Here is a 21,039-nt window from a genome sequence, read left to right on the forward strand (position 1 = left end):
CCGGTGGCATCCGCGCCGCCGGGCGCATTGCGCTGACACTATTCCTGCATTATGTGAGTCGTTTCACGAATGTCGGGTGCAAAATCGTTGCCTTGTGACTCCACTCCCATGCAGTGTCCGCGCGGGCTGTCCATACTTACACCGACTGCCACTGACGGAGGGACACAGCATGCAATGGCAAACGCATACGGTTTTTAATCAACCGACTCCCTTACATAACAGCAACTTATTCCTTTCTGACCGCGCACTGTATGATGCTGTGCTGCGCGAAGGTGCGGCATGGGATGCTGAACTGCTTGCCAGCATCGGCCAGCAGTTGGGCACGGCGGAGTCGCTCGAACTTGGACGACTGGCTAACGCCAATCCTCCGGAATTACTCCGCTACGACGCCACCGGCGCGCGACTCGACGATGTGCGCTTTCACCCCGCCTGGCATTTGCTGATGCAGGGCATGTGCGCCAATCGTGTACACAATCTGGCATGGGAAGAGGATGCGCGCAGCGGATCGTTTGTCGCCCGCGCCGCGCGTTTTGTGCTGCATGCGCAGGTGGAATCCGGCACCCTTTGCCCCATCACCATGACGTTCGCCGCGATCCCCTTGCTGGCGCAGTCGCTACCAAAATCTTTTCACGGCTGGCTAAAACCGCTGCTCAGCGATCGTTACGATCCTCATCTGCTGCCTGGCGACCAGAAACGCGGATTGCTGATCGGCATGGGGATGACTGAGAAGCAGGGGGGATCCGATGTGCTGAGCAACACCACCCGGGCGGAAAAGAGCGGTGATTTGTACCGCCTGACCGGGCATAAATGGTTTTTCTCGGTTCCGCAAAGCGATGCTCACCTTGTACTGGCGCAGGCAAAAGGCGGGCTTTCCTGCTTCTTTGTTCCCCGTTTTTTACCCGATGGCCAGCGCAATAACGTTCGGCTGGAACGTCTGAAAGACAAGCTCGGTAACCGTTCCAACGCCAGCAGCGAGGCCGAGTTTTGCGATGCCAGCGGTTGGCTGCTGGGGGAAGAGGGCGAAGGGGTTCGGCAGATCCTCAAGATGGGCGGGCTGACGCGCCTTGACTGTGCGCTCGGCAGCCATGGTCTGATGCGTCGTGCATTTTCCGTGGCGTTGTACCATGCCCATCAGCGGCAGGCATTTGGCAAAAACCTTGTCGATCAACCGATGATGCGGGAAGTCCTCAGCCGTATGGCGCTGCAACTGGAAGGGCAAACCGCGATGCTGTTTCGCCTGGCCCGCGCCTGGGACAACCGCACTGATGAGCGGGAAGCATTGTGGGCACGGTTGTTTACGCCGGTGGCGAAATTCGCTGTCTGCAAAGCGGGCATTCCTTTTGTGGCGGAAGCGATGGAGGTGCTGGGCGGCATCGGTTACTGCGAAGAGAATGAACTGCCTCGCCTTTACCGCGAAATGCCGGTCAACAGCATCTGGGAAGGCTCCGGAAACGTCATGTGTCTGGACGTGCTGCGCGTGTTGAGTAAGCAACCGGGCGCCGTGGCGCTGCTGGTGGATGAATTTGGCGCGGTGAAAGGCCAGGATCGTCACTTTGATCGTGCGTGGCGGCAACTGCAACAACGGTTGCGTAAACCGGATGAGGCTCAGGGGCGCGAAGTAGCGCAACAGCTGTGGTTACTCGGTGCCGGGGCGCAGATGCTGCAATATGCATCGCCGCCGATGGCGCAGGCGTGGTGTCGGCTGATGCTGGATACCCGCGGCGTGTCGCCGGTTGACGGGCAGGTACAGAACGACCTGCTGCTACGCGCCACGGGTGGGGCCTGTTAGTCCATTTTCAGGCGGAACAGGCTCACCAGTTCCGTCAGATGCGCCCCTTTTTCCCGCAACGTCCGGGCGGTTTCCTCGCTCTGGGAAACCCGTCCGGCGTTGATGTGCGTGGCATCGCCGATATGCGTCATTGCCAGGTTCACCTGGTTGATCCCGGCGGATTGTTCATGTGAGGCCTGGTTAATTTCATGCACCAGCTGGTTGATATCGCCCATATGGCTGATGATCGACTGCATTGCCACACGGGTTGCCTCCGACTGCGCATGCCCTTCGCCCACCTTTTTCAGCGTGTCGCCAATCAGCGCTTCGATCTCTTTTACCGCATTGGCGCTGCGCGCGGCCAGCGCTCGCACTTCCTGCGCCACCACAGCGAACCCTTTGCCGTGCTCCCCTGCGCGGGCGGCTTCTACGGCGGCGTTCAGCGCCAGAATGTTGGTCTGGAAGGCGATGGATTCAATCACGTGGGTAATGTCTGCGATACGCTGTGACGCGCCGCGAATGTCTTCCATGGTCGCGACCGAGTGATCCACGGTTTCACCGCCTTTTTTCACTGCGTCGGTGGTTTCATTCACCAGATGCTGCGTTTGCTCCATATTGGCTGCATTCTGTTGCACCGTCGCAGTCAGTTGCTCGAGGCTGGCAGAGGTCTCTTCCACGCTGCTGGCCTGCTTGTTGATCTGCTCGCTAATCTCACCGCTGTCAGCGGCCAACGCAGTGGTGCCGAGATTGATCTCTGCTGCGGACTCACGTACCTGCAACACGATTTTATGCAGACCGTCGCCGATGCCGTTGATCGCCGCGATCAACTGACCCACTTCATCATGACGATCGACATTCAGCGTGGCGCGCAGATCGCCGTCGGCATAACGCTGAGCCAGATCGATCACACTGCGCAACGGGCGGGTCAGCCAGCGGCGAATAATCACCACAAAGAGCGCGGCAAAAAGCAGAGAAACCACAACGCCCGCCAGCAGGAATTGATCGCGCATGCGGGTCACATCGTTCAGCAAGACCTCTTTGTCGACTTCGCCGACCACCGTCCAGTTCCAGCCGGGCAAGGCCGTGTAGGACATCATCAACGTACGGCCTGTGGTATCCAGGCGTTCCAGTGTACCGTTGCTGTTTTTCAGCAGGGTTTGCAAATCCTTGTCGTCCCACTGCGGGCGCTTGCCTTCGTCAGTGTCGTGGAACAGATAATTACCGTAGTTCTTGCCTTCGTTACGGTCGATCACAAAGAAATGACCGCTGGCACCCAGCTTACGGCCGAGGATCTTATTACGCATCACATCCCAGGAGCGGGTTATATCCACACCGACAAACAGGATCGCAATGGTGTTGCCGCTGGCATCTTTGACCGGTTGATACTGGGTGATATAGCGTTTACCGAATAGCAGCGCCAGGCCGCGATAAAGCTCGCCTTTCATCAGCGAAGCGAATGCCGGGCTGGCGGGATCCAGTTTGGTGCCAATCGCGCGATCGCCATTCTCTTTGCGCAGTGAGGTTGCGACACGGACAAAGTCATTGCCGCTGCGTACAAACAGCGTGGCAATGGCGCCCGTACGGTTCAGGAAGTCATCAGGAATCGCGTTATTGTTGTGCAGTTCGGTGTTGCCGGCCTTGAGCAGCGGTACATCAATGCCGTTGATTTCGCGGCGCTGTTGTGTATCGATACTCAGCGGCTGCGGCAGAAAACTGCTAAACAAGCGTGTGTAGCTTTCCACCTCTTCACTGAGACTGCTGTTGAACATTTCCACCATATCCACCACACCGGTGGACTGGTTATGCAGGTCTTCCATGGCCAGCGTTTCCAGTTGTTGGCTGGCTTTATTGCTCATCAGAAAAGTGAATAAAAGGAAAAGCGTTGCAACGCTTGCGCCAGTCAGCAGTGACAATTTTGCACCAAGGCCGGTGCGACGAAAGAAGGCGCTCATAATTTGTCCGTTGATCTGTGGGTGAGGCTCCTTCAACGGCACAAAGTGGATAACATTTAGCACATCAATGTAACAAAATGTAACATTGATATTTCTTTACAATAACATAATCTTAGTGAATGTAGGGGAATAAAAAAAGCCACCAGATTTAGGTGGCTTTTTAGAGGGGTCAGGCGTACAGAATGGCCTGCACCCGCCAGTTGTCAACCTGTTGATCTTCCTGCATTCGGACGATGCGATACCAGGAAGCTCCCTGCTCATCCGCTTTTAAGGCGATAACACGCTCCACGTCTTGTAGGCTCCCTGAGACATTGTTGACGGAGATCAGGCCGATTTCATTCAGCCCCGTCACGCAGTCTGCGCTGGCGAACTCTGCGGGCTGCGCTGTTGTATTAAGCATTCCTGTAGAAAGCAACAGTGAGTTTAAGGCAAGAGATCGTTTCATTGTCAGCTCCATTTTACGTTACCCCGAGACATTGCAGGGCATTCCATCGCACAACGGATTCCATCTCATCCTATTGTGCACAGGAGAACATCAATGGACGCAAAGCAGTGTAAATATCCTGAAAATCAATGCCTCGCTACTGTCGGTACAACAGGGCGCGTCCGTACCAGCGGCCGGGAATTATGGTGTCATCCAGCATCTGAATAACGTAATAATTCGCGTCTGCGGCGGCGGCTTTGGCCTTGATTTCACGTTCCACATCCATAGGAGATCCCAATACGGCGGCGCTCACCGCGCCGATTTCCCGCAGTCCCTGCGTCTGGTTGCGACGAATTTCCTGCGGATGGTCGCTGACCGGCGGTGCGGGTTGCGGGTTGCCTTCCAGTACTGAACAGGCGCTTAACAACAGAACAAGCAGTACCGGCAGCAAGGCACGCATCGTTTTCTCCCTTCTCCTGATAGCCATAGTGTAGTTCCTGATAAATACCCCTTTTAGGGGAATGTTCCCGAACTGTTAGCTCGAGCACTAATTTCGAATGAAAGTATCCTGAAAGCGTAACCTATATCTCAACGTCGCTAAATCCATAGATGAATTCTGACTTGCACCGCGTGTTCGCGGGTGGCATACCTGCACTATAGATCAAGGAGAGTGCGATGATTGAGCTTCAGACTGAACAATTTGCGGGCGTGGAAGCGCTCCATGCTTTTCCGGCGGGGAAACATGCACAGCCGCTTCCCTGTGTGGTTTTTTACCACGGTTTCACCTCATCAAAGCTGGTCTACAGCTATTTCGCGGTGGCGCTGGCGCAGGCCGGTTTTCGCGTCATCATGCCGGATGCGCCGGCTCACGGTGCACGGTTTAGCGGCGACGCACAACATCGGCTTGGCCAGTTCTGGCAAATCCTCCGCGGCAATATTGAAGAGTTTGCGGCACTGCGGGATGCGCTGGAACAGCGGGAACTGATTGCGGGCCAGCGGTTAGCGGTAGGCGGAGCCTCCATGGGCGGCATGACGGCGCTGGGTATTATGACGCATCATCCGGAGGTACGCTGCGTCGCAAGCCTGATGGGGTCCGGCTACTTTACAACGCTCGCACACACGCTGTTTCCCCCGCTGGCGGCGACAGGTTCCGCGGGGCAGCATGAGTTTGACGCGATTATCGCACCGCTTGCCCGGTGGGATGTCTGCACCCAGCTTGCACGCGTTGCGGATCGTCCGCTGCTGCTGTGGCACGGCGAGCAGGATGACGTGGTTCCGGCAGCTGAATCTTTCCGTTTACAGCAAGCTTTACAAGATAACGGACTCGACAGTCATCTGACGTATTTGTGGGAGAGTGGGGTAACGCATCGCATTACCCCCCAGGCGCTGGACGCAACCGTCCGTTTTTTCCTTCGCCACCTCTAAACGCGCAGAATTTTAACGCCCTGGTCCTCCAGTTTCTGGAGGATCGCGGGATCGGCATTTTTACCGGTGATCACCATATCTATCTGTTCGGCGCGACTAAACAGCATACCGGCGCGCTCACCCACTTTGCTGCTGTCGACCAGTACCACCAGTTTACCCACGACATTCAGCATGTTCTGTTCCGCCATGGCCGTGAGCATGTCGGTCTTATATAAGCCCTCCGCGGTCAGCCCTTTGCCACTGGTAAACATCCAGTGCCCGGCATAGAGCGTGTTTTCGCTATCCTGTGGACTTAGCGTGATGGACTGCGTTTTATTGTACTGACCGCCCATGATCACCACGCTTTCATGCTCCTGATCGATAAGGTAATTCGCCAGAGGCAGATAGTTAGTGATGATTTGTACGGGTTTACCGCACATCTCGCGCCCCAACAGAAATGCCGTGGAGCCGCAGTTGATCACCACGCTTTCACCGGGGCTAATCAGTTGCGATGCGGCTCTGGCGATGCGTACTTTCTCGTCGTGATTCTGCGCTTGATGGATATTCATCGGCGTCCAGCGCTGGCGCTGCTGGCTGACGGCTTCTGCGCCATTACGCACTTTCTTGAGTTTGCCGCTTTCATCCAGTTTGTTGATATCGCGACGAGCCGTTGCCGGAGAAATTCCTAGCCGGGCAATGACTTCTTCAACGGTGACAAACCCGGTTTGCGCCAGCTGCTCCAGCAATATTTGATGTCGTTGCGCTTCCGTCATGAGCTATTCCGATAAAAATTGATTTGAAAAGATGATATTTGAAATAGCCTGAAATTACTAAAGAAAAGAGCAAGCGCCAGGCAACATACGCCCGACGCTTGCGGGTAACCATTACAGAAATGCTTTAAAGGGCAGGTCCGGTTCATGGGTAAAGCAATCATCGAACCCACGCGGATAGTGATACTCAAATTTATCTTTATCCAGCGGCCAGGTGAACTTGCCGCCGACCTGCCAGATAAACGGCTTAAAGCCGTAACCCAGACGATCCTTTTTCATCTCCCACAACACACGAATTTCCTGCGGATCGGCCTGGAAATTTGACCAGATGTCGTGATGGAAGGGGATCACCACTTTGGCGTTCAATGCTTCCGCCATACGCAGCATATCGGCGCTGGTCATTTTGTCGGTGATGCCGCGTGGGTTTTCACCATAGGAACCGAGCGCAACATCAATCTGATGCTCGTTGCCATGTTTGGCGTAATAGTTGGAGTAGTGAGAATCGCCACTGTGGTACAGGGTGCCGCCCGGGGTTTTAAACAGGTAATTCACCGCGCGTTTATCCATGCCGTCGGGCAATATTCCTGCGGCCTTCTGATCGGCAGGCAAGGTGATCAACGCGGTGCGATCAAAGGCATCCAGCGCGTGAATTTCAACGTCTTTGATTTTCACCACATCCCCGGGTTTCATCACAATGCAACGTGCTGCCGGCACACCCCAGCCGATCCATAAATCCACACAGGTTTGCGGCCCGATAAACGGCACCGTATCCGGGCAATTTTGCAGTACTGCCGCAGCGACGTTGACGTCGATATGATCGTTGTGATCGTGCGTAGAGAGGACGGCGTCAATCTGGCGAATGGCGAACGGATCGAGCACAAACGGCGTCGTGCGCAGGTTGGGCTGAAGCTTTTCCACCCCGGCCATTCGCTGCATCTGATGGCCTTTTTTCATCAGCGGGTTCCCGTGAGATTGTTTACCGGTCCCGCACCAGAAGTCGACGCAGATATTGGCGCCTTCCTCCGATTTCAGCCAAATCCCGGTACACCCAAGCCACCACATGGCAAAGGTGCCTGGCGCGACCTTTTCCTGTTCGATCTCTTCATTGAGCCAACTTCCCCACTCGGGGAAGGTGCTGAGGATCCAGGATTCGCGGGTGATCGTCTCTACTTTACTCATCGTTTAGTCCCCTTCTTGAGTCATAATGAATCATTTTGTGATTTATTATGATTTATACTGTCACCGTTTAATCAGCAAAGCAATAACCAGAATGCACGAGGATCGATAGCCAGACGTGCGCTTTGTGGAGAGTGAATCCGCGTATCACGAATGATTTTGTTTTTAACTTATTGATTTTAAAAAATTAAATATTTATGTGAGGATGTGATGAAAATCCATATCATCGCAAGGGAAATAATTTGCGTAATGCGTCACAAATAATCATATTTAATCTTGTGGTGATTGTTTGTGATTAATAGAGTGAGTGGCACTTACTGCACGAGATCGTTTCTCGTGTTCTCACCTTCTGGAGAGTGCTATGGAGATCCTCTACAGCGTATTTACCGTTTTTTTTAATCAGGTAATGACCAATGCTCCGCTGCTGTTGGGTATCGTTACCTGTCTGGGTTACATCCTGCTGCGCAAAAGCGTGAGCGTGATTATCAAAGGCACCATCAAAACCATTATCGGTTTTATGCTGCTGCAGGCAGGGTCCGGCATCCTGACCAGCACGTTTAAACCGGTTGTTGCCAAAATGTCGGAAGTGTATGGCATTAATGGCGCGATTTCTGACACTTACGCGTCAATGATGGCGACTATCGAGCGTATGGGGGCGGCCTATAGCTGGGTGGGGTACGCGGTATTGCTGGCACTGGCGCTGAACATCCTTTACGTCTTGCTGCGCCGCATCACCGGTATCCGCACCATCATGCTTACCGGCCACATTATGTTCCAGCAGGCCGGGCTTATTGCGGTGTTCTTCTTTATCTCCGGCTATTCGATGTGGACCACCATCATCTGTACGGCGGTTCTGGTGTCACTCTATTGGGGAATCACCTCCAATATGATGTACAAGCCAACGCAGGAGGTGACCGATGGCTGCGGTTTTTCTATCGGGCATCAGCAGCAGTTCGCGTCATGGCTGGCCTGGAAATGCGCGCCGTGGCTGGGGAAGAAAGAGGAGAGCGTTGAAGACCTGAAATTGCCCGGATGGCTCAACATTTTCCATGACAACATCGTGTCTACCGCCATCGTCATGACCCTCTTTTTTGGCGCGATTTTGCTCTCTTTTGGTATCAATACCGTACAGACGATGGCCGGGAAAACGCACTGGACGGTCTATATCCTGCAAACAGGTTTCCAGTTTGCCGTGGCGATCTTCATCATTACCCAGGGCGTGCGTATGTTCGTCGCTGAACTGTCCGACGCGTTCAATGGCATCTCCCAGCGCTTGATACCCGGCGCCGTGCTGGCGATCGACTGCGCGGCTATTTATAGCTTCGCGCCGAACGCCGTCGTGTGGGGCTTTATGTGGGGCACCATTGGCCAGCTTATCGCTGTCGGCATCCTCGTCGCCTGTGGCTCGTCCATTCTGATTATCCCCGGTTTTATTCCGATGTTTTTCTCTAACGCCACCATTGGCGTGTTTGCCAACCATTTCGGCGGCTGGCGCGCGGCGCTCAAGATCTGTCTGCTGATGGGCATGATTGAAATCTTCGGCTGCGTGTGGGCGGTCAAGCTGACCGCTATGAGCGCGTGGATGGGCATGGCTGACTGGTCCATTCTGGCGCCGCCGATGATGCAGGGCTTTGCTTCTCTCGGCATCGTGTTTATGGCCGTCATTATTCTCATTTCTCTGGTTTATATGGTCTTCGCCGGGCGCGCATTGCGTGCTGAAGAAGACGCGGACAAACAGCGGGCAGAAGCCTCTGCTTAATAAGGAGTTCCGATTATGACCGTACGTATCCTGGCTGTATGTGGTTGTGGGCAGGGCAGTTCCATGATCATGAAGATGAAAGTCGACCAGTTTCTGAGTCAACAAAACGTGGCGCACAGCGTGAGCAGTTGCGCAGTGGGGGAGTACAAAAGCGAGCTGAATAATGCGGACATCATTATTGCCTCGACCCATGTTGCCAGTGAAATCGAGGTGTCCGGCAACAAATATGTGGTCGGCGTGCGCAACATGCTGTCACCAGCGGATTTCGGCCCGAAGCTGATGGAAGTGATCGCTGCACATTTCCCGGCTGACGTGAAATAGGGAGATGCCATGAAATTACGTGATTCGCTGGCGCAGAACCATTCAGTGCGCGTGCAGGCTGAAGCCAGTTGCTGGCAAGACGCGGTGAAAATCGGCGTCGATCTGCTGGTTGCCGCCGACGTGGTGGAACCCCGTTATTACCAGGCCATTCTGGATGGAGTGGAACGGTTCGGCCCCTATTTTGTGATTGCGCCAGGGCTTGCTATGCCGCATGGGCGACCGGAAGAGGGGGTGAAAAAGAATGGTTTTGCGCTGGTGGTGCTGAAGACGCCGCTGCCGTTTAACCATGAAGAGAACGACCCGGTGGATATCCTGATCACGCTGGCGGCGGTGGATGCGCGGACGCATCAGGAAGACGGCATCATGCAAATCGTTAATTTATTTGAAGATGAGGCCAATTTTGACCGTTTGCGCGCCTGCCGCAGCGAGCAGGATGTTCTGGATTTAATCGATAACGCCACTGCGGCGGCTGTTTAAGAGGGAGTTGATATGTCTCAGTTACCAATGTTACAGGTCGCGCTGGATAACCAGACGCTGTCTCACGCTTATGAAACCACCCGTTTAATTGCCGAAGAGGTGGACATTATCGAAGTCGGCACCATTCTGTGCGTCGGAGAAGGCGTACGGGCGGTGCGCGACCTTAAGGCGCTCTATCCGCACAAAATCGTGCTGGCGGACGCCAAAATTGCCGATGCCGGGAAAATTCTTTCACGGATGTGTTTTGAAGCCCATGCCGATTGGGTCACCGTGATTTGTTGTGCCGACATTAACACGGCCAAAGGGGCGCTGGACGTCGCGAAAGAGTTTAACGGCGACGTGCAGATTGAACTGACCGGTTACTGGACCTGGGAGCAGGCAAAAGAGTGGCGCGATGCGGGGATCCAACAGGTTGTATACCACCGTAGCCGCGATGCGCAGGCAGCAGGCGTCGCGTGGGGCGATGCAGATATTAGCGCCATTACTCGGCTGGCGGAGATGGGCTTTAAAGTGACCGTCACGGGCGGGCTGGCGCTGGACGATCTGCCGCTGTTCAAGGGTATCCCTATTCATGTCTTTATTGCCGGTCGCAGTATCCGTGATGCTGCCGACCCGGTTGCTGCCGCGCGTCAGTTTAAGCGTTCAATTGCTCAACTGTGGGGCTAAGGAGCGGCCGATGTTGTTCAAACAGGTTCCGCTTGGCATCTATGAAAAAGCCCTCCCGTCAGGGGGGGACTGGCGCGAGCGACTGCGGATTGCCAAAAAGCTCGGGTTTGATTTTGTTGAAATGTCGGTGGATGAAACAGACGCGCGTCTTGCTCGTCTTGACTGGAGCCGTGACGAGCGACTGGCGCTGGTGAACGCAGTCGCTGAAACGGGCGTCCGGGTATCGTCCATGTGCCTGAGCGCGCACCGTCGTTTCCCGCTCGGTAGCGAAGATGAGGTGGTTCGTCAGCATGGGTTAACCATCATGCGTAAAGCGATTCAATTTGCGCAGGATGTGGGTATCCGCGTGATCCAACTGGCTGGCTACGATGTGTACTACCAACAAGCCAACGATGAGACGCGCCGCCTTTTTCGCGAGGGGTTGAAAGCGAGCGTTGAAATGGCGAGCCGCGCGCAGGTCACGCTGGCGATGGAGATCATGGACTATCCATTAATGAACTCCATCAGTAAGGCGCTGGGTTACGCCCACTACCTGAATAACCCGTGGTTCCAGCTTTACCCGGATATCGGCAACTTATCCGCCTGGGACAACGATGTGCAAATGGAGTTGCAGGCCGGTATCGGGCACATCGTTGCCGTGCATGTAAAAGATACCCGACCGGGCATGTTCAAAAATGTGCCTTTTGGTCATGGTGTGGTGGATTTTGAACGCTGCTTCCGCACGCTCAAACAGAGCGGTTATTGCGGCCCCTACCTGATTGAGATGTGGAGCGAAACCGCTGACGATCCACTGGCTGAAGTGGTTAAAGCTCGAAACTGGGTGTGCGAGCGCATGATGCAGGCCGGGCTTATGGAGGATGTGCATGCTACAGCTTAAACAGCAGGTCTTTGAGGCGAATATGGCGCTACCGCGCTATGGGCTGGTGACCTTTACCTGGGGGAACGTTAGCGCTGTCGATCGTGAACGCGGTCTGGTGGTGATCAAGCCCAGCGGTGTGGCATATGACGCGATGACCGTGGACGATATGGTGGTGGTGGACATGGACGGGAATGTCGTTGACGGCAGGTTGCTTCCCTCGTCAGATACCGCGACGCATCTCGCTCTTTACCAGCGTTACCCATCGCTGGGCGGCGTGGTGCATACCCACTCTACACATGCCACCGCATGGGCGCAGGCCGGTCTGGCCATTCCCGCGCTGGGTACGACGCACGCCGACTACTTTCATGGTGATATTCCCTGTTCGCGGGCATTAACAGCGGAAGAGGTGCAGCACGCGTATGAACTCAACACCGGTAAGGTGATTATCGAAACGCTGGGCGCAGGCGAACCGTTGCATACGCCGGGCATTATCGTCTGGCAGCATGGGCCATTTGCGTGGGGTAAGGATGCCCATGACGCGGTGCATAACGCGGTGGTCATGGAAGAAGTGGCAAAAATGGCGTGGATTGCCCGCAGTATCAATCCGCATCTCCATGGCATCGACGATTACCTGATGGACAAGCATTTTCTGCGCAAGCATGGCCCCAATGCGTACTACGGGCAGCGGTAATAGAGCCTTCTGCCAGGCGTGGCGGGGGGGATCCCCGCCGATATTATTGCGCTCGTGGGGTACGTGGAGCGATTCGCATACTCATCAAGGCGAGGATGCAGATAAGCGCACCGGCCCAGAATGTTGACGCTGCGCCGTGTGTTTCCCAAAGAATGCCTGCACCAAGGCTTGCCAGTAGAAGGGCGATGCCGCTGAGCAGGTTGAACACACCAAAGGCTGTACCGCGCAGTTCTGCCGGTGCGGTCTGCGCGACCATGGTTGCCAGCAGGCCCTGTGTCATCCCCATATGCACACCCCACAAGGCGACGCCGAGCAGTAGCATGCTCCAGTGTTGGCTGAGCGCCAGTGCAACATCTGCGAGGATCAGCACCACCAAGCCAAACTGCAATAAATGGCTGTGGCTGATGCGATCTGAGAGTTTGCCGAATGGATAGGCCGTCAGCGAGTAGACGAGGTTCATGGCAACCATCACCAGCGGAATGGTCGCCAGCGGGATCGCCATCTGCTGGGCGCGCAGCACCAGAAACGCTTCGCTAAAGCGGGCGAGAGTAAAGATAAAACCAAGTACCACCACCCACCAATAGGCTTTGCTCAGGCGTTTAAGATTATCGCGGCGGATAGGATTGGTGCGTTTGTGGGCTATTGGCGCTTTCGGTTCGTGCAGGCCAAAAAACAGCAATGCGACGGCCAGCACGCCGGGGATCACCGCAATCCAGAATACGGTCTGGAAGTCGTCATTCCACAGCAGCATAAAGGCGACGGCCAGCAGTGGGCCAAGAAAAGCGCCAACGGTATCCAGCGACTGGCGTAAACCAAAGGCGGCGCCGCGGATCTCCGCCGGCGTTACGTCTGCGACCAGCGCATCACGTGGCGCGCCGCGTATGCCTTTGCCAAGGCGGTCTATCATTCGCGCGCCAAACGCCATGCCGGATGAAGACGCCAGCGCGAACAGTGGCTTGCTCAGTGCGCCCATGCCGTAGCCCAGCAGCGCCAGCCCTTTGCGTTTACCAATATAGTCGCTGAGCACGCCGGAAAAGACTTTCACCATCAGCGCGGTGGCTTCCGCCAGCCCTTCAATAAGGCCGATAATCACCACGCTTGCGCCGAGTGTGGTCGCCATAAACAGCGGCAGTAAGCTGTGGATCATTTCTGACGAGATATCCATCAGCATACTGACGCAGCCCAGTACCCAGACACCTTTCGGTATCTGGCTTAATGTTGCAAAACGCCTGAACATGTTTTCCCCACCATGCTTTCACAATGCAGTCAGACGGTTATTAAACCTGCCGGCAGCTGATTTGATAAGACAGAAGGGGAAATAATTGTTATCAACAGCGGCCCCAGGGCAGGGGCCGCAATATCCAGAAGAGAAAATAGATATCTGTGTGCTTAGCGGTAGATATACGCGCTGGCATGCAGGTTGCCGTTGCTACCCGGTTCGCGGGTCAGCATCGGCCGGTAATATTGGGCGTTTTGCGCGTCCGTTTCGTCATTGAGAGCCTGGTCTGCTTCACTTTCGGTGGCGAAGTTATGATTAATATAGATAACGCCTAAGCTATGCACATCGTCCATGTTCCGGGCTTGCTGGTTATTGAGTTTGATTGCTGCTGCTGCGTTCAGGCTTAGCAGCAAAGTTGTAAGTAAGATTGCGATGTATTTCATGATATTACGCTCCAGTACGACGTGAGTTATTCGTTTTTGAACATCTCTCCTCCTGTGTTTTGAGGCCTGATTAAAGTCTACTCGTTCGCCTGAAAACGTATCGCGACCATTTCTGATGCTGTCGTTCAAAAAATTGCCGTATCAGGCTTGTTTTAATTTTAAGCCGTGCTGGCCAGTTCTCTTTGCGCTTAGTGCGAATTATTTGCTCAATGAACTTGAGTTTGGCGAGGGAGGTAAGTATTATGACGCGTCAATTTTTCAGCCGACCTTTAACACGTTCCTTGCCTCCCCGGGATTCGGCTGACCCAGACAGGAGGCTGAATAATCCGTAAGGAGCAATTCGATGCGTCATTACGAAATCGTTTTTATGGTCCATCCTGACCAGAGCGAACAGGTTCCGGGCATGATCGAGCGTTACACTGGTGCTATCACTGGTGCGCAAGGCACGATCCACCGTCTGGAAGACTGGGGCCGCCGTCAGCTGGCTTACCCGATCAACAAACTGCACAAAGCACACTACGTTCTGATGAACGTTGAAGCACCGCAGGAAGTTATCGATGAGCTGGAAACAAACTTCCGCTTCAACGATGCCGTTATCCGTAGCATGGTAATGCGTACTAAACACGCTGTTACCGAAGCATCTCCGATGGTTAAAGCGAAAGACGAGCGTCGTGAACGTCGCGATGATTTCGCAAACGAAACCGCAGATGATGCAGATGCTGGGGATTCTGAAGAGTAATCCTTGATGGTTAACCGTCTGGAGTTGTCCGGCACCGTGTGCAGGACGCCGCTTCGTAAGGTCAGCCCATCAGGAATTCCTCATTGCCAGTTCGTGCTTGAGCACCGTTCTGTGCAGGAGGAAGCCGGTTTTCACCGGCAGGCGTGGTGCCAAATGCCTGTAATAATCAGCGGGCAAGAGAACCAGGCCATTACTCACAGTATAACGGTCGGTAGCGCAGTAACCGTTCAGGGGTTCATCAGTTGCCACAAGGCAAAGAACGGCTTGAGCAAAATGGTTCTGCATGCCGAGCAGATTGAATTGATAGATTCTGGAGACTAGCCAAATGGCACGTTATTTCCGTCGTCGCAAGTTCTGCCGTTTCACCGCGGAAGGCGTTCAAGAGATCGACTATAAAGATATCGCTACGCTGAAAAACTACATCACCGAAAGCGGTAAGATTGTCCCGAGCCGTATCACCGGTACCCGTGCAAAATACCAGCGCCAGCTGGCTCGCGCTATCAAACGCGCTCGCTACCTGTCCCTGCTGCCGTACACTGATCGTCATCAGTAATCGGTCACGGTCCATTAATACGACTTTGAGAGGATAAGGTAATGCAAGTTATTCTGCTTGATAAAGTAGCAAACCTGGGTAGCCTGGGTGATCAGGTTAACGTTAAAGCGGGCTACGCTCGTAACTTCCTGGTACCGCAGGGTAAAGCTGTTCCGGCTACCAAGAAAAACGTTGAGTATTTCGAAGCACGTCGTGCTGAACTGGAAGCCAAACTGGCTGACGTTCTGGCGGCTGCTAACGCTCGTGCTGAAAGCATCAATGCACTGGGCAGCGTTACCATCGCGTCTAAATCTGGCGACGAAGGTAAACTGTTCGGTTCCATCGGTACTCGCGATATCGCTGACGCTGTAACTGCAGCTGGCGTTAAAGTGGCTAAGAGCGAAGTTCGTCTGCCGAACGGCGTTCTGCGTACTGTTGGCGAGCACGAAGTGGACTTCCAGGTTCACAGCGAAGTATTCGCTAAACTGACTGTAAACGTTGTTGCTGAGTAATTTTTTACTCTAAAACGATGTTGAAACGCCGGCCTTGTGCCGGCGTTTTGCTTTTCTGCATGACCAAAAAAGGCTATTTCGCCTTGTATGGTAGCTATTTCAGGCGCATTCTTCGATAATAAATTGAAACGCAATTTTATTTCTGAGATTTGTCATGGACACAGCTTTACCCACGCCCGTTTTTGCCCGCCGAAATGTTGCTTATGCCTGTGCTACACTCTGTTGCCTACTCTGGGGCAGTTCCTACCCGGCAATAAAAAGCGGCTACGAACTTTTTCACATTGCCACCGATGATATCCCGTCAAAAGTCGTGTTCGCCGGGTATCGGTTTTTATTTGCCGGTGCGCTATTGCTGCTGTTTGCGCTGGCGCAGCGTAAACCGATCGGCAGGATGACCACCGCCCAGTTTGGGCAACTGACGATACTGGGGCTGACCCAGACCACCCTGCAGTACACTTTTTTCTATATTGGTCTTGCCTTCACCACCGGCGTAAACGGTTCGATCATGAATGCGACCGGCACGTTCTTTAGCGTTCTGCTGGCTCACTTTATCTATCAGAACGACAAACTCAGTTTTAACAAAGCGCTGGGCTGTATTTTGGGTTTTGTGGGTGTAATGCTGGTTAACTTCCACAGCGGATTGCGTGACTTTAGCTTTGTCTGGCATGGCGATGGATTCATTATCCTGGCGGCGTTCATCCTTTCTGCTTCCACACTCTACGGCAAACGTATTTCCCAGACGGTCGACCCGACGGTAATGACCGGCTGGCAACTGGCTATCGGTGGCGTTGCGCTGTTGGCGGGCGGATATTTGTCGGGCGGCAGGCTCGACGTGACTGGCGTGGCGGCAGTGGCGATCCTCGGCTACCTGACGTTACTGTCGGCGATCGCATTTGCGTTATGGAGCATGCTGCTGAAAGTGAACCGCGTAAGCATGATTGCACCGTTCAACTTTGTGATACCGGTTGCGGGTACCGTGTTATCCGCCATTTTTCTCGGTGAGAATATTCTGGAACTCAAATACGCGATTGCGCTGGTGCTGGTCTGTTCGGGGATCTGGTGGGTCAATAAACGCGCCGGGTAAACCGCTACCCGGCGGTGAATTTAGCGGGCGCGAATAAAACTGCCGTCCGGCTGGCGGGTGAACAGCACCGGCTGGCCACCGGTCTCAATGGTCAGCCCGGTCACGACGCCGTTGGCGTTCTGGCGAATTTTCACCATCTGGCCGCTTTGCAATGTGCTGAGCGGTTTACCGTCACCCTCCACTTTTGCCATTGCATACACATCCGTTGGCGGCAGGTTATGGTCGCGGAACAGTTGCGCCAGTGTTTTCCCTTCTTCAACGCGATACGCACGCCACTGCTGCTCAATACCGCCAGACGAGGCGACCGGCCGGTTCTGGGTGGCGGCGGGTTGCTGTTGTTGAACGGGCTGTTGCTGCTGCGGCTCGCTAAATGTTGTTGTTTGCTGTGGTTCGCTCACCACTGGCGGCGGTGTCTGCTCTGGTGCGGTTTGTTGTGTCGTCGTTGATGTTGATGAAGGCAACTCAATTTGCGCTTCACGGGGAGCAGATGTGGGAGCGGTGGATGTTGTGTCCGTTGCCGGGAGCAGGAAACCTACCACCACCAGTAAAGCGGCGAGGATCAGACCACGACGGTGCATTGGCGGGAGCGGGTCCATCAGGCGAAAATGGTCCGGGGCGTGCCAGATTTTCGCCAGGGTAGGTTTCAGTTCAAAGCGCCCGGGCATGGCTTTCCTCCTGCTCCGCGTCATGTAATGTCCTGTCTCGTTGAGTATATACACGTTATGCTTTTAGCGTCGTTTCTTCGGCGGATAACTGCCTGATTGATGGTGTAAAGCGGCTTCTTGCGACCACAAATCAGGATTTATCCTGGTTCCCGTTATTCTTTCCCTTTCTCGGTGATTTGTCATCTTTCCTGAGACAAAGTTGTACCCGGCGCAGCGCGACTGTTATGCTGCGCGCTACCTTAAAAAGCGATGGAAGGAAAACCCATGACAACCCCAACTTTTGACACGATCGAAGCGCAAGCCAGCTATGGCATTGGTTTACAGGTAGGACAGCAGCTGAGCGAATCCGGGTTAGAGGGGCTGTTACCGGAAGCGCTGGTCGCGGGTATCGCGGACGCGCTGGCGGGCAAACAACCTGCCGTGCCGGTTGATGTTGTACATCGCGCGCTGCGCGAAATTCACGAGCGTGCCGATGCGGTTCGTCGTTCACGTTTTGAAGAAATGGCGGCGGAAGGCGTGAAATATCTGGATGAAAACCGTGAGCGTGAAGGCGTGAACAGCACCGAATCCGGCCTGCAGTTCCGCGTGCTCAACCAGGGCGAGGGCGCTATTCCGGCGCGCACCGACCGCGTTCGCGTGCACTACACCGGTAAACTTATCGACGGTACGGTCTTCGACAGTTCCGTGGCGCGCGGCGAACCGGCTGAATTCCCGGTTAACGGCGTGATTGCCGGTTGGATCGAAGCCCTGACGCTGATGCCGGTGGGTTCCAAATGGGAACTGACTATTCCGCACAACCTCGCATATGGCGAGCGTGGCGCTGGCGCATCGATTCCGCCATTCAGTACGCTGATTTTCGACGTGGAACTGCTGGAAATCCTGTAATTCCCCGCATGAATACCTCTCTCCGTCAGGAGAGAGGTTGTCTGACTGCGCTGATCGTTCGTTAATAAAACTATTATCAATATATTATCTTGCAAACTGCACGATCGGGTGTATTTTTGTGAACTATTTCGCATTAAGTAAGTGATATGACACTCACTTTAAACAAATATTTAACATTAGATTTAATTCAGAGTATTCATCCCGCCGATTCTTACCTAATATCGTTGCGTCCTGGAAAGGGCGGAACGCGCAGATAAAAAAGGCCAGCAGAGCCCCAACACAACACAGACAGGAACTAAACATGGTAGATCAGGTTAAAGTCGTGGCCGACGAACAGGCCCCGGCTGAACAGTCGCTACGGCGCAATCTTACTAACCGACATATCCAGCTAATCGCTATCGGCGGCGCCATCGGCACCGGGCTGTTTATGGGCTCCGGAAAAACCATCAGCCTCGCCGGCCCTTCGATCATTTTTGTCTATATGATCATCGGCTTTATGCTGTTTTTCGTTATGCGTGCAATGGGCGAGTTGCTGCTGTCGAATCTCGAATACAAATCGTTTAGCGACTTCGCTGCCGACTTGCTGGGGCCGTGGGCGGGGTACTTCACCGGTTGGACGTACTGGTTCTGTTGGGTGGTAACCGGTATGGCGGACGTGGTGGCGATCACGGCATATGCGCAGTTCTGGTTCCCTGGTCTGTCTGACTGGGTGGCAGCGCTGGCGGTGGTGTTTGTGCTGCTGAGTCTGAACCTCGCGACGGTAAAAATGTTCGGCGAGATGGAGTTCTGGTTCGCGATGATCAAAATCGTCGCCATTGTCGCGCTGATCATTGTGGGTGTGGTGATGGTGCTGATGCACTTCAAATCACCGGCTGGCGTAGAAGCCTCTTTCGCGCATCTGTGGAATGACGGTGGCTGGTTCCCGAAAGGCATCAGCGGTTTCTTTGCCGGGTTCCAGATTGCCGTGTTTGCGTTTGTGGGTATTGAGTTGGTGGGCACAACCGCCGCGGAAACCAAAGATCCCGAGAAATCTCTGCCGCGCGCCATTAACTCGATCCCGGTGCGCATTATCATGTTCTACGTGTTTGCGCTGATTGTCATTATGTCGGTGACGCCGTGGAGTTCCGTGGTGCCGGATAAGAGCCCGTTTGTTGAACTGTTTATACTGGTAGGGATCCCGGCGGCGGCGAGCATCATTAACTTTGTGGTGCTGACCTCTGCGGCCTCTTCCGCCAACAGCGGCGTCTTTTCCACCAGCCGCATGCTGTTTGGCCTCGCGCAGGATGGCGTCGCGCCCAAATCGTTCGGGATACTCTCTAAACGCGCCGTTCCGGCGAAAGGGCTGACCTTCTCCTGCCTGTGCCTGCTCGGCGGCGTGGCGATACTGTATGTGAACCCGAGCGCGATTGCGGCGTTCACCATGATCACGACCGTGTCGGCGATCCTGTTTATGTTTGTCTGGACGATTATTCTTTGCTCGTACCTGGTCTACCGCAAGAAGCGTCCGCACCTGCATGAGCAATCCAGTTACAAAATGCCGTTGGGCAAGTTGATGTGCTGGGTGTGCATGGCCTTCTTTGTCTTTGTGCTGGCGCTGCTGACGCTGGAAACGGACACCCGCCAGGCACTGCTGGTGACGCCACTGTGGTTTGTGGTGCTGGGCGCAGGCTGGCTGTACGCCGGTAAAAAGCGTCTGGCCGACCGCCAGCCATAAAAAAAAGAGCCGCAATGCGGCTCTAAACTTCCATGAATCAAGGGCGCTCTCGGGCGCCTTTATTTTTCGCCTGCGAGGGCACGCGGGAACAGATTATTGTTTTCCAGGCTGATGTGTTCCATCAGGTCATCAATCAGCGTATTAATGCCGTTGTACATCGCTTTCCAGGTGGTGCAGGCTTCCGGCGGCGGTGTCACGTTATTAGTGATGTGCTTGATCACGTCCAGCAACTCACCGGCTTCATCATGCTCGCTTTCCATCACGCTGATCGGCCCCATCGCCTGCGACCCCATACCCTGTTTGATCATCGGGAAGAGAATTTGCTCTTCTTTCATCATGTGGCTGGAGAGTTCCTGGTGCAGCATCGTCAGGTATTTGGTTAAACCGCGCGGCACGTTAGGTTTGTCGGCGTGAACGCGCTCCACTTTGGTGGCTTGCAGGATCAGTTCCGGCAGTTGTTCACGGTGGCGATCGTGGTAACGCACAATGATGTGTTCGATGATTTCCGCCAGCCCCGCGATGCGCCAGTCTTTGTCGATCGGCTGTTCCGCCAGCGTCGCCAGCTCCGCTTCGATAACCTCAATATCCAGCTCTTTGCGGGCCGCTGAGCGCCCCAGCGTTTGCTTACCGCCGCAGCAGTAATCCATATCGTATTTACGGAACAGAGCGGAGGCGCGGGGGATAGAGAGCGCCAGCTCACCCAGGGGTTGATCGCGGAAAGCCATAGCAGTTACCTCATCGTGAAATTATAAGTTGTATTTTAAATACATCTTTATGGCGATGATATACCCCTTTCGGGGCAGCGGGAATGGCCTTATGCCTTTCACAGGCAAAAAACCGTGATATTCATCACAAAAATTCTTTCGATGTTAACATATTGAATGCAGATGATTTTTTGGGAAAGTTTTGGATAAGAGAATGTTGCAAGATTAAACAACTCTGTCGCACTGCCGATACAAACACCTCAGACAATATCCTG

General features: G+C 54.3%; 24 protein-coding genes. 15 read left to right on the forward strand and 9 right to left on the reverse strand.

The genetic code is table 11. The features are described from left to right. The first annotated feature begins 169 nt into the window (after positions 1 to 169). The gene (locus ACQ3G7_RS08160; protein ID WP_430889477.1) at positions 170 to 1,789 is read left to right on the forward strand and encodes an isovaleryl-CoA dehydrogenase; all 1,620 of its coding nucleotides are present in this window, start codon (positions 170 to 172) and stop codon (positions 1,787 to 1,789) included. Here ACQ3G7_RS08160 and ACQ3G7_RS08165 read toward each other — a convergent pair. The 3 genes from ACQ3G7_RS08165 to bsmA all read right to left on the reverse strand — a co-directional run bounded on the left by ACQ3G7_RS08165 (position 1,786) and on the right by bsmA (position 4,631). Further along, the gene (locus ACQ3G7_RS08165; protein WP_430889478.1) at positions 1,786 to 3,720 is read right to left on the reverse strand and encodes a methyl-accepting chemotaxis protein; all 1,935 of its coding nucleotides are present in this window, start codon (positions 3,718 to 3,720) and stop codon (positions 1,786 to 1,788) included. The genes ACQ3G7_RS08160 and ACQ3G7_RS08165 overlap by 4 nt on opposite strands. 169 nt (positions 3,721 to 3,889) lie before the next feature. Beyond that, positions 3,890 to 4,177 carry a DUF1471 family protease activator YjfN gene (gene yjfN / locus ACQ3G7_RS08170; RefSeq protein ID WP_061498404.1) on the reverse strand — a complete coding sequence of 96 codons (288 nt, stop codon included), beginning with the start codon at positions 4,175 to 4,177 and terminating at the stop codon, positions 3,890 to 3,892. A gap of 124 nt (positions 4,178 to 4,301) precedes the next feature. Continuing rightward, positions 4,302 to 4,631: a biofilm peroxide resistance protein BsmA gene (gene bsmA, locus ACQ3G7_RS08175; RefSeq protein ID WP_430889479.1), complete on the reverse strand. Its 330-nt coding sequence runs from the start codon at positions 4,629 to 4,631 to the stop codon at positions 4,302 to 4,304. Between the two features lie 188 nt (positions 4,632 to 4,819). Here bsmA and yjfP point away from each other — a divergent pair, with 188 nt between their 5' ends. Further along, the gene (gene yjfP / locus ACQ3G7_RS08180; protein WP_430889480.1) at positions 4,820 to 5,569 is read left to right on the forward strand and encodes an esterase; all 750 of its coding nucleotides are present in this window, start codon (positions 4,820 to 4,822) and stop codon (positions 5,567 to 5,569) included. Here yjfP and ulaR read toward each other — a convergent pair. Then, a complete protein-coding gene (ulaR, locus tag ACQ3G7_RS08185; RefSeq protein ID WP_263098316.1) occupies positions 5,566 to 6,321 on the reverse strand; it encodes an HTH-type transcriptional regulator UlaR in 756 nt (251 codons plus the stop codon). The two genes, yjfP and ulaR, sit on opposite strands and share 4 nt — an antisense overlap. Before the next feature lie 111 nt (positions 6,322 to 6,432). After that, a complete protein-coding gene (gene ulaG / locus ACQ3G7_RS08190) occupies positions 6,433 to 7,497 on the reverse strand; it encodes an L-ascorbate 6-phosphate lactonase (RefSeq protein WP_430889481.1) in 1,065 nt (354 codons plus the stop codon). Positions 7,498 to 7,855: 358 nt separating this feature from the next. Between ulaG and ulaA the strand changes: the two genes are divergently transcribed. From ulaA to ACQ3G7_RS08220, 6 genes are read left to right on the forward strand one after another with little or no spacing between them, the layout of a single operon-like run. Beyond that, positions 7,856 to 9,253, forward strand: coding sequence for a PTS ascorbate transporter subunit IIC (gene ulaA, locus ACQ3G7_RS08195; RefSeq protein ID WP_263098314.1), 1,398 nt, complete (start codon positions 7,856 to 7,858; stop codon positions 9,251 to 9,253). Positions 9,254 to 9,268: 15 nt separating this feature from the next. After that, a complete protein-coding gene (ulaB, locus tag ACQ3G7_RS08200) occupies positions 9,269 to 9,574 on the forward strand; it encodes a PTS ascorbate transporter subunit IIB (protein ID WP_263098313.1) in 306 nt (101 codons plus the stop codon). A 9-nt stretch (positions 9,575 to 9,583) separates the two neighbouring features. Then, positions 9,584 to 10,051: a PTS ascorbate transporter subunit IIA gene (ulaC, locus tag ACQ3G7_RS08205; protein ID WP_430889482.1), complete on the forward strand. Its 468-nt coding sequence runs from the start codon at positions 9,584 to 9,586 to the stop codon at positions 10,049 to 10,051. Positions 10,052 to 10,063: 12 nt separating this feature from the next. Next, a complete protein-coding gene (locus ACQ3G7_RS08210; protein ID WP_263098311.1) occupies positions 10,064 to 10,717 on the forward strand; it encodes a 3-keto-L-gulonate-6-phosphate decarboxylase UlaD in 654 nt (217 codons plus the stop codon). Positions 10,718 to 10,727: 10 nt separating this feature from the next. After that, positions 10,728 to 11,594, forward strand: coding sequence for an L-ribulose-5-phosphate 3-epimerase (locus ACQ3G7_RS08215; RefSeq protein WP_430889483.1), 867 nt, complete (start codon positions 10,728 to 10,730; stop codon positions 11,592 to 11,594). Next, entirely contained in the window at positions 11,581 to 12,267 is a 687-nt protein-coding gene (locus ACQ3G7_RS08220) for an L-ribulose-5-phosphate 4-epimerase (RefSeq protein WP_430889484.1), read from the forward strand. The genes ACQ3G7_RS08215 and ACQ3G7_RS08220 overlap by 14 nt, the downstream gene beginning before the upstream one ends. Positions 12,268 to 12,310: 43 nt before the next feature. Here ACQ3G7_RS08220 and ACQ3G7_RS08225 read toward each other — a convergent pair whose 3' ends face one another. After that, positions 12,311 to 13,504, reverse strand: a complete 1,194-nt coding sequence (locus ACQ3G7_RS08225; protein WP_430889485.1) for an MFS transporter — start codon at positions 13,502 to 13,504, stop codon at positions 12,311 to 12,313. A gap of 152 nt (positions 13,505 to 13,656) precedes the next feature. After that, positions 13,657 to 13,929: a DUF1471 family protein YjfY gene (gene yjfY, locus ACQ3G7_RS08230; protein ID WP_430889486.1), complete on the reverse strand. Its 273-nt coding sequence runs from the start codon at positions 13,927 to 13,929 to the stop codon at positions 13,657 to 13,659. A 343-nt stretch (positions 13,930 to 14,272) separates the two neighbouring features. Here yjfY and rpsF point away from each other — a divergent pair, with 343 nt between their 5' ends. The 5 genes from rpsF (at position 14,273) to ACQ3G7_RS08255 (ending at position 16,796) form a co-directional block, all read left to right on the forward strand. Beyond that, positions 14,273 to 14,668 (forward strand): 30S ribosomal protein S6, encoded by a 396-nt coding sequence (gene rpsF / locus ACQ3G7_RS08235; RefSeq protein ID WP_043955435.1) that lies wholly within the window; start codon positions 14,273 to 14,275, stop codon positions 14,666 to 14,668. A gap of 6 nt (positions 14,669 to 14,674) precedes the next feature. Next, positions 14,675 to 14,989 carry a primosomal replication protein N gene (gene priB / locus ACQ3G7_RS08240; protein WP_061498391.1) on the forward strand — a complete coding sequence of 105 codons (315 nt, stop codon included), beginning with the start codon at positions 14,675 to 14,677 and terminating at the stop codon, positions 14,987 to 14,989. Positions 14,990 to 14,993: 4 nt separating this feature from the next. Next, complete coding sequence (gene rpsR, locus ACQ3G7_RS08245; RefSeq protein WP_000135199.1) at positions 14,994 to 15,221, forward strand: 30S ribosomal protein S18; 228 nt, start codon at positions 14,994 to 14,996, stop codon at positions 15,219 to 15,221. Positions 15,222 to 15,262: 41 nt separating this feature from the next. Then, positions 15,263 to 15,712 (forward strand): 50S ribosomal protein L9, encoded by a 450-nt coding sequence (rplI, locus tag ACQ3G7_RS08250; protein ID WP_017459146.1) that lies wholly within the window; start codon positions 15,263 to 15,265, stop codon positions 15,710 to 15,712. A 154-nt stretch (positions 15,713 to 15,866) separates the two neighbouring features. Then, a complete protein-coding gene (locus tag ACQ3G7_RS08255) occupies positions 15,867 to 16,796 on the forward strand; it encodes a DMT family transporter (RefSeq protein ID WP_430889487.1) in 930 nt (309 codons plus the stop codon). A gap of 20 nt (positions 16,797 to 16,816) precedes the next feature. Here the strand turns inward: ACQ3G7_RS08255 and ACQ3G7_RS08260 are convergent, their stop codons facing one another. Further along, the gene (locus tag ACQ3G7_RS08260) at positions 16,817 to 17,461 is read right to left on the reverse strand and encodes a LysM-like peptidoglycan-binding domain-containing protein (RefSeq protein WP_430889488.1); all 645 of its coding nucleotides are present in this window, start codon (positions 17,459 to 17,461) and stop codon (positions 16,817 to 16,819) included. Between the two features lie 264 nt (positions 17,462 to 17,725). Between ACQ3G7_RS08260 and bamJ the strand changes: the two genes are divergently transcribed. Further along, positions 17,726 to 18,346 carry a BamJ family beta-barrel-assembly machinery protein gene (bamJ, locus tag ACQ3G7_RS08265; protein ID WP_263098304.1) on the forward strand — a complete coding sequence of 207 codons (621 nt, stop codon included), beginning with the start codon at positions 17,726 to 17,728 and terminating at the stop codon, positions 18,344 to 18,346. 301 nt (positions 18,347 to 18,647) lie between these two features. Next, positions 18,648 to 20,060: a D-serine/D-alanine/glycine transporter gene (gene cycA / locus ACQ3G7_RS08270; RefSeq protein WP_263098303.1), complete on the forward strand. Its 1,413-nt coding sequence runs from the start codon at positions 18,648 to 18,650 to the stop codon at positions 20,058 to 20,060. A gap of 59 nt (positions 20,061 to 20,119) precedes the next feature. On the opposite strand, the gene ytfE is transcribed toward cycA, so the two are convergent. Further along, on the reverse strand, positions 20,120 to 20,785 hold the full coding sequence (gene ytfE, locus ACQ3G7_RS08275; protein ID WP_430889489.1) for an iron-sulfur cluster repair protein YtfE: 666 nt from the start codon (positions 20,783 to 20,785) through the stop codon (positions 20,120 to 20,122). Between the last annotated feature and the right edge of the window lie 254 nt (positions 20,786 to 21,039).

This window comes from Kosakonia sp. N21 (assembly GCF_050587465.1).
In the GTDB taxonomy this organism is placed as follows: Bacteria; Pseudomonadota; Gammaproteobacteria; order Enterobacterales; family Enterobacteriaceae.

Coding starts and splice junctions, on each gene's coding strand:
- ACQ3G7_RS08260 (WP_430889488.1), bottom strand. CDS start 17,461: ATGCCCGGGCGCTTTGAACTGAAACCTACCCTGGCGAAAATCTGGCAC.
- ulaG (WP_430889481.1), bottom strand. CDS start 7,497: ATGAGTAAAGTAGAGACGATCACCCGCGAATCCTGGATCCTCAGCACC.
- ACQ3G7_RS08165 (WP_430889478.1), bottom strand. CDS start 3,720: ATGAGCGCCTTCTTTCGTCGCACCGGCCTTGGTGCAAAATTGTCACTG.
- priB (WP_061498391.1), top strand. CDS start 14,675: ATGGTTAACCGTCTGGAGTTGTCCGGCACCGTGTGCAGGACGCCGCTT.
- ulaC (WP_430889482.1), top strand. CDS start 9,584: ATGAAATTACGTGATTCGCTGGCGCAGAACCATTCAGTGCGCGTGCAG.
- ulaB (WP_263098313.1), top strand. CDS start 9,269: ATGACCGTACGTATCCTGGCTGTATGTGGTTGTGGGCAGGGCAGTTCC.
- rplI (WP_017459146.1), top strand. CDS start 15,263: ATGCAAGTTATTCTGCTTGATAAAGTAGCAAACCTGGGTAGCCTGGGT.
- ACQ3G7_RS08210 (WP_263098311.1), top strand. CDS start 10,064: ATGTCTCAGTTACCAATGTTACAGGTCGCGCTGGATAACCAGACGCTG.
- ACQ3G7_RS08215 (WP_430889483.1), top strand. CDS start 10,728: ATGTTGTTCAAACAGGTTCCGCTTGGCATCTATGAAAAAGCCCTCCCG.
- bsmA (WP_430889479.1), bottom strand. CDS start 4,631: ATGGCTATCAGGAGAAGGGAGAAAACGATGCGTGCCTTGCTGCCGGTA.
- ACQ3G7_RS08160 (WP_430889477.1), top strand. CDS start 170: ATGCAATGGCAAACGCATACGGTTTTTAATCAACCGACTCCCTTACAT.
- bamJ (WP_263098304.1), top strand. CDS start 17,726: ATGACAACCCCAACTTTTGACACGATCGAAGCGCAAGCCAGCTATGGC.
- ACQ3G7_RS08225 (WP_430889485.1), bottom strand. CDS start 13,504: ATGTTCAGGCGTTTTGCAACATTAAGCCAGATACCGAAAGGTGTCTGG.
- yjfP (WP_430889480.1), top strand. CDS start 4,820: ATGATTGAGCTTCAGACTGAACAATTTGCGGGCGTGGAAGCGCTCCAT.
- yjfY (WP_430889486.1), bottom strand. CDS start 13,929: ATGAAATACATCGCAATCTTACTTACAACTTTGCTGCTAAGCCTGAAC.
- ACQ3G7_RS08220 (WP_430889484.1), top strand. CDS start 11,581: ATGCTACAGCTTAAACAGCAGGTCTTTGAGGCGAATATGGCGCTACCG.
- ytfE (WP_430889489.1), bottom strand. CDS start 20,785: ATGGCTTTCCGCGATCAACCCCTGGGTGAGCTGGCGCTCTCTATCCCC.
- ACQ3G7_RS08255 (WP_430889487.1), top strand. CDS start 15,867: ATGGACACAGCTTTACCCACGCCCGTTTTTGCCCGCCGAAATGTTGCT.
- cycA (WP_263098303.1), top strand. CDS start 18,648: ATGGTAGATCAGGTTAAAGTCGTGGCCGACGAACAGGCCCCGGCTGAA.
- ulaR (WP_263098316.1), bottom strand. CDS start 6,321: ATGACGGAAGCGCAACGACATCAAATATTGCTGGAGCAGCTGGCGCAA.
- rpsF (WP_043955435.1), top strand. CDS start 14,273: ATGCGTCATTACGAAATCGTTTTTATGGTCCATCCTGACCAGAGCGAA.
- yjfN (WP_061498404.1), bottom strand. CDS start 4,177: ATGGAGCTGACAATGAAACGATCTCTTGCCTTAAACTCACTGTTGCTT.
- rpsR (WP_000135199.1), top strand. CDS start 14,994: ATGGCACGTTATTTCCGTCGTCGCAAGTTCTGCCGTTTCACCGCGGAA.
- ulaA (WP_263098314.1), top strand. CDS start 7,856: ATGGAGATCCTCTACAGCGTATTTACCGTTTTTTTTAATCAGGTAATG.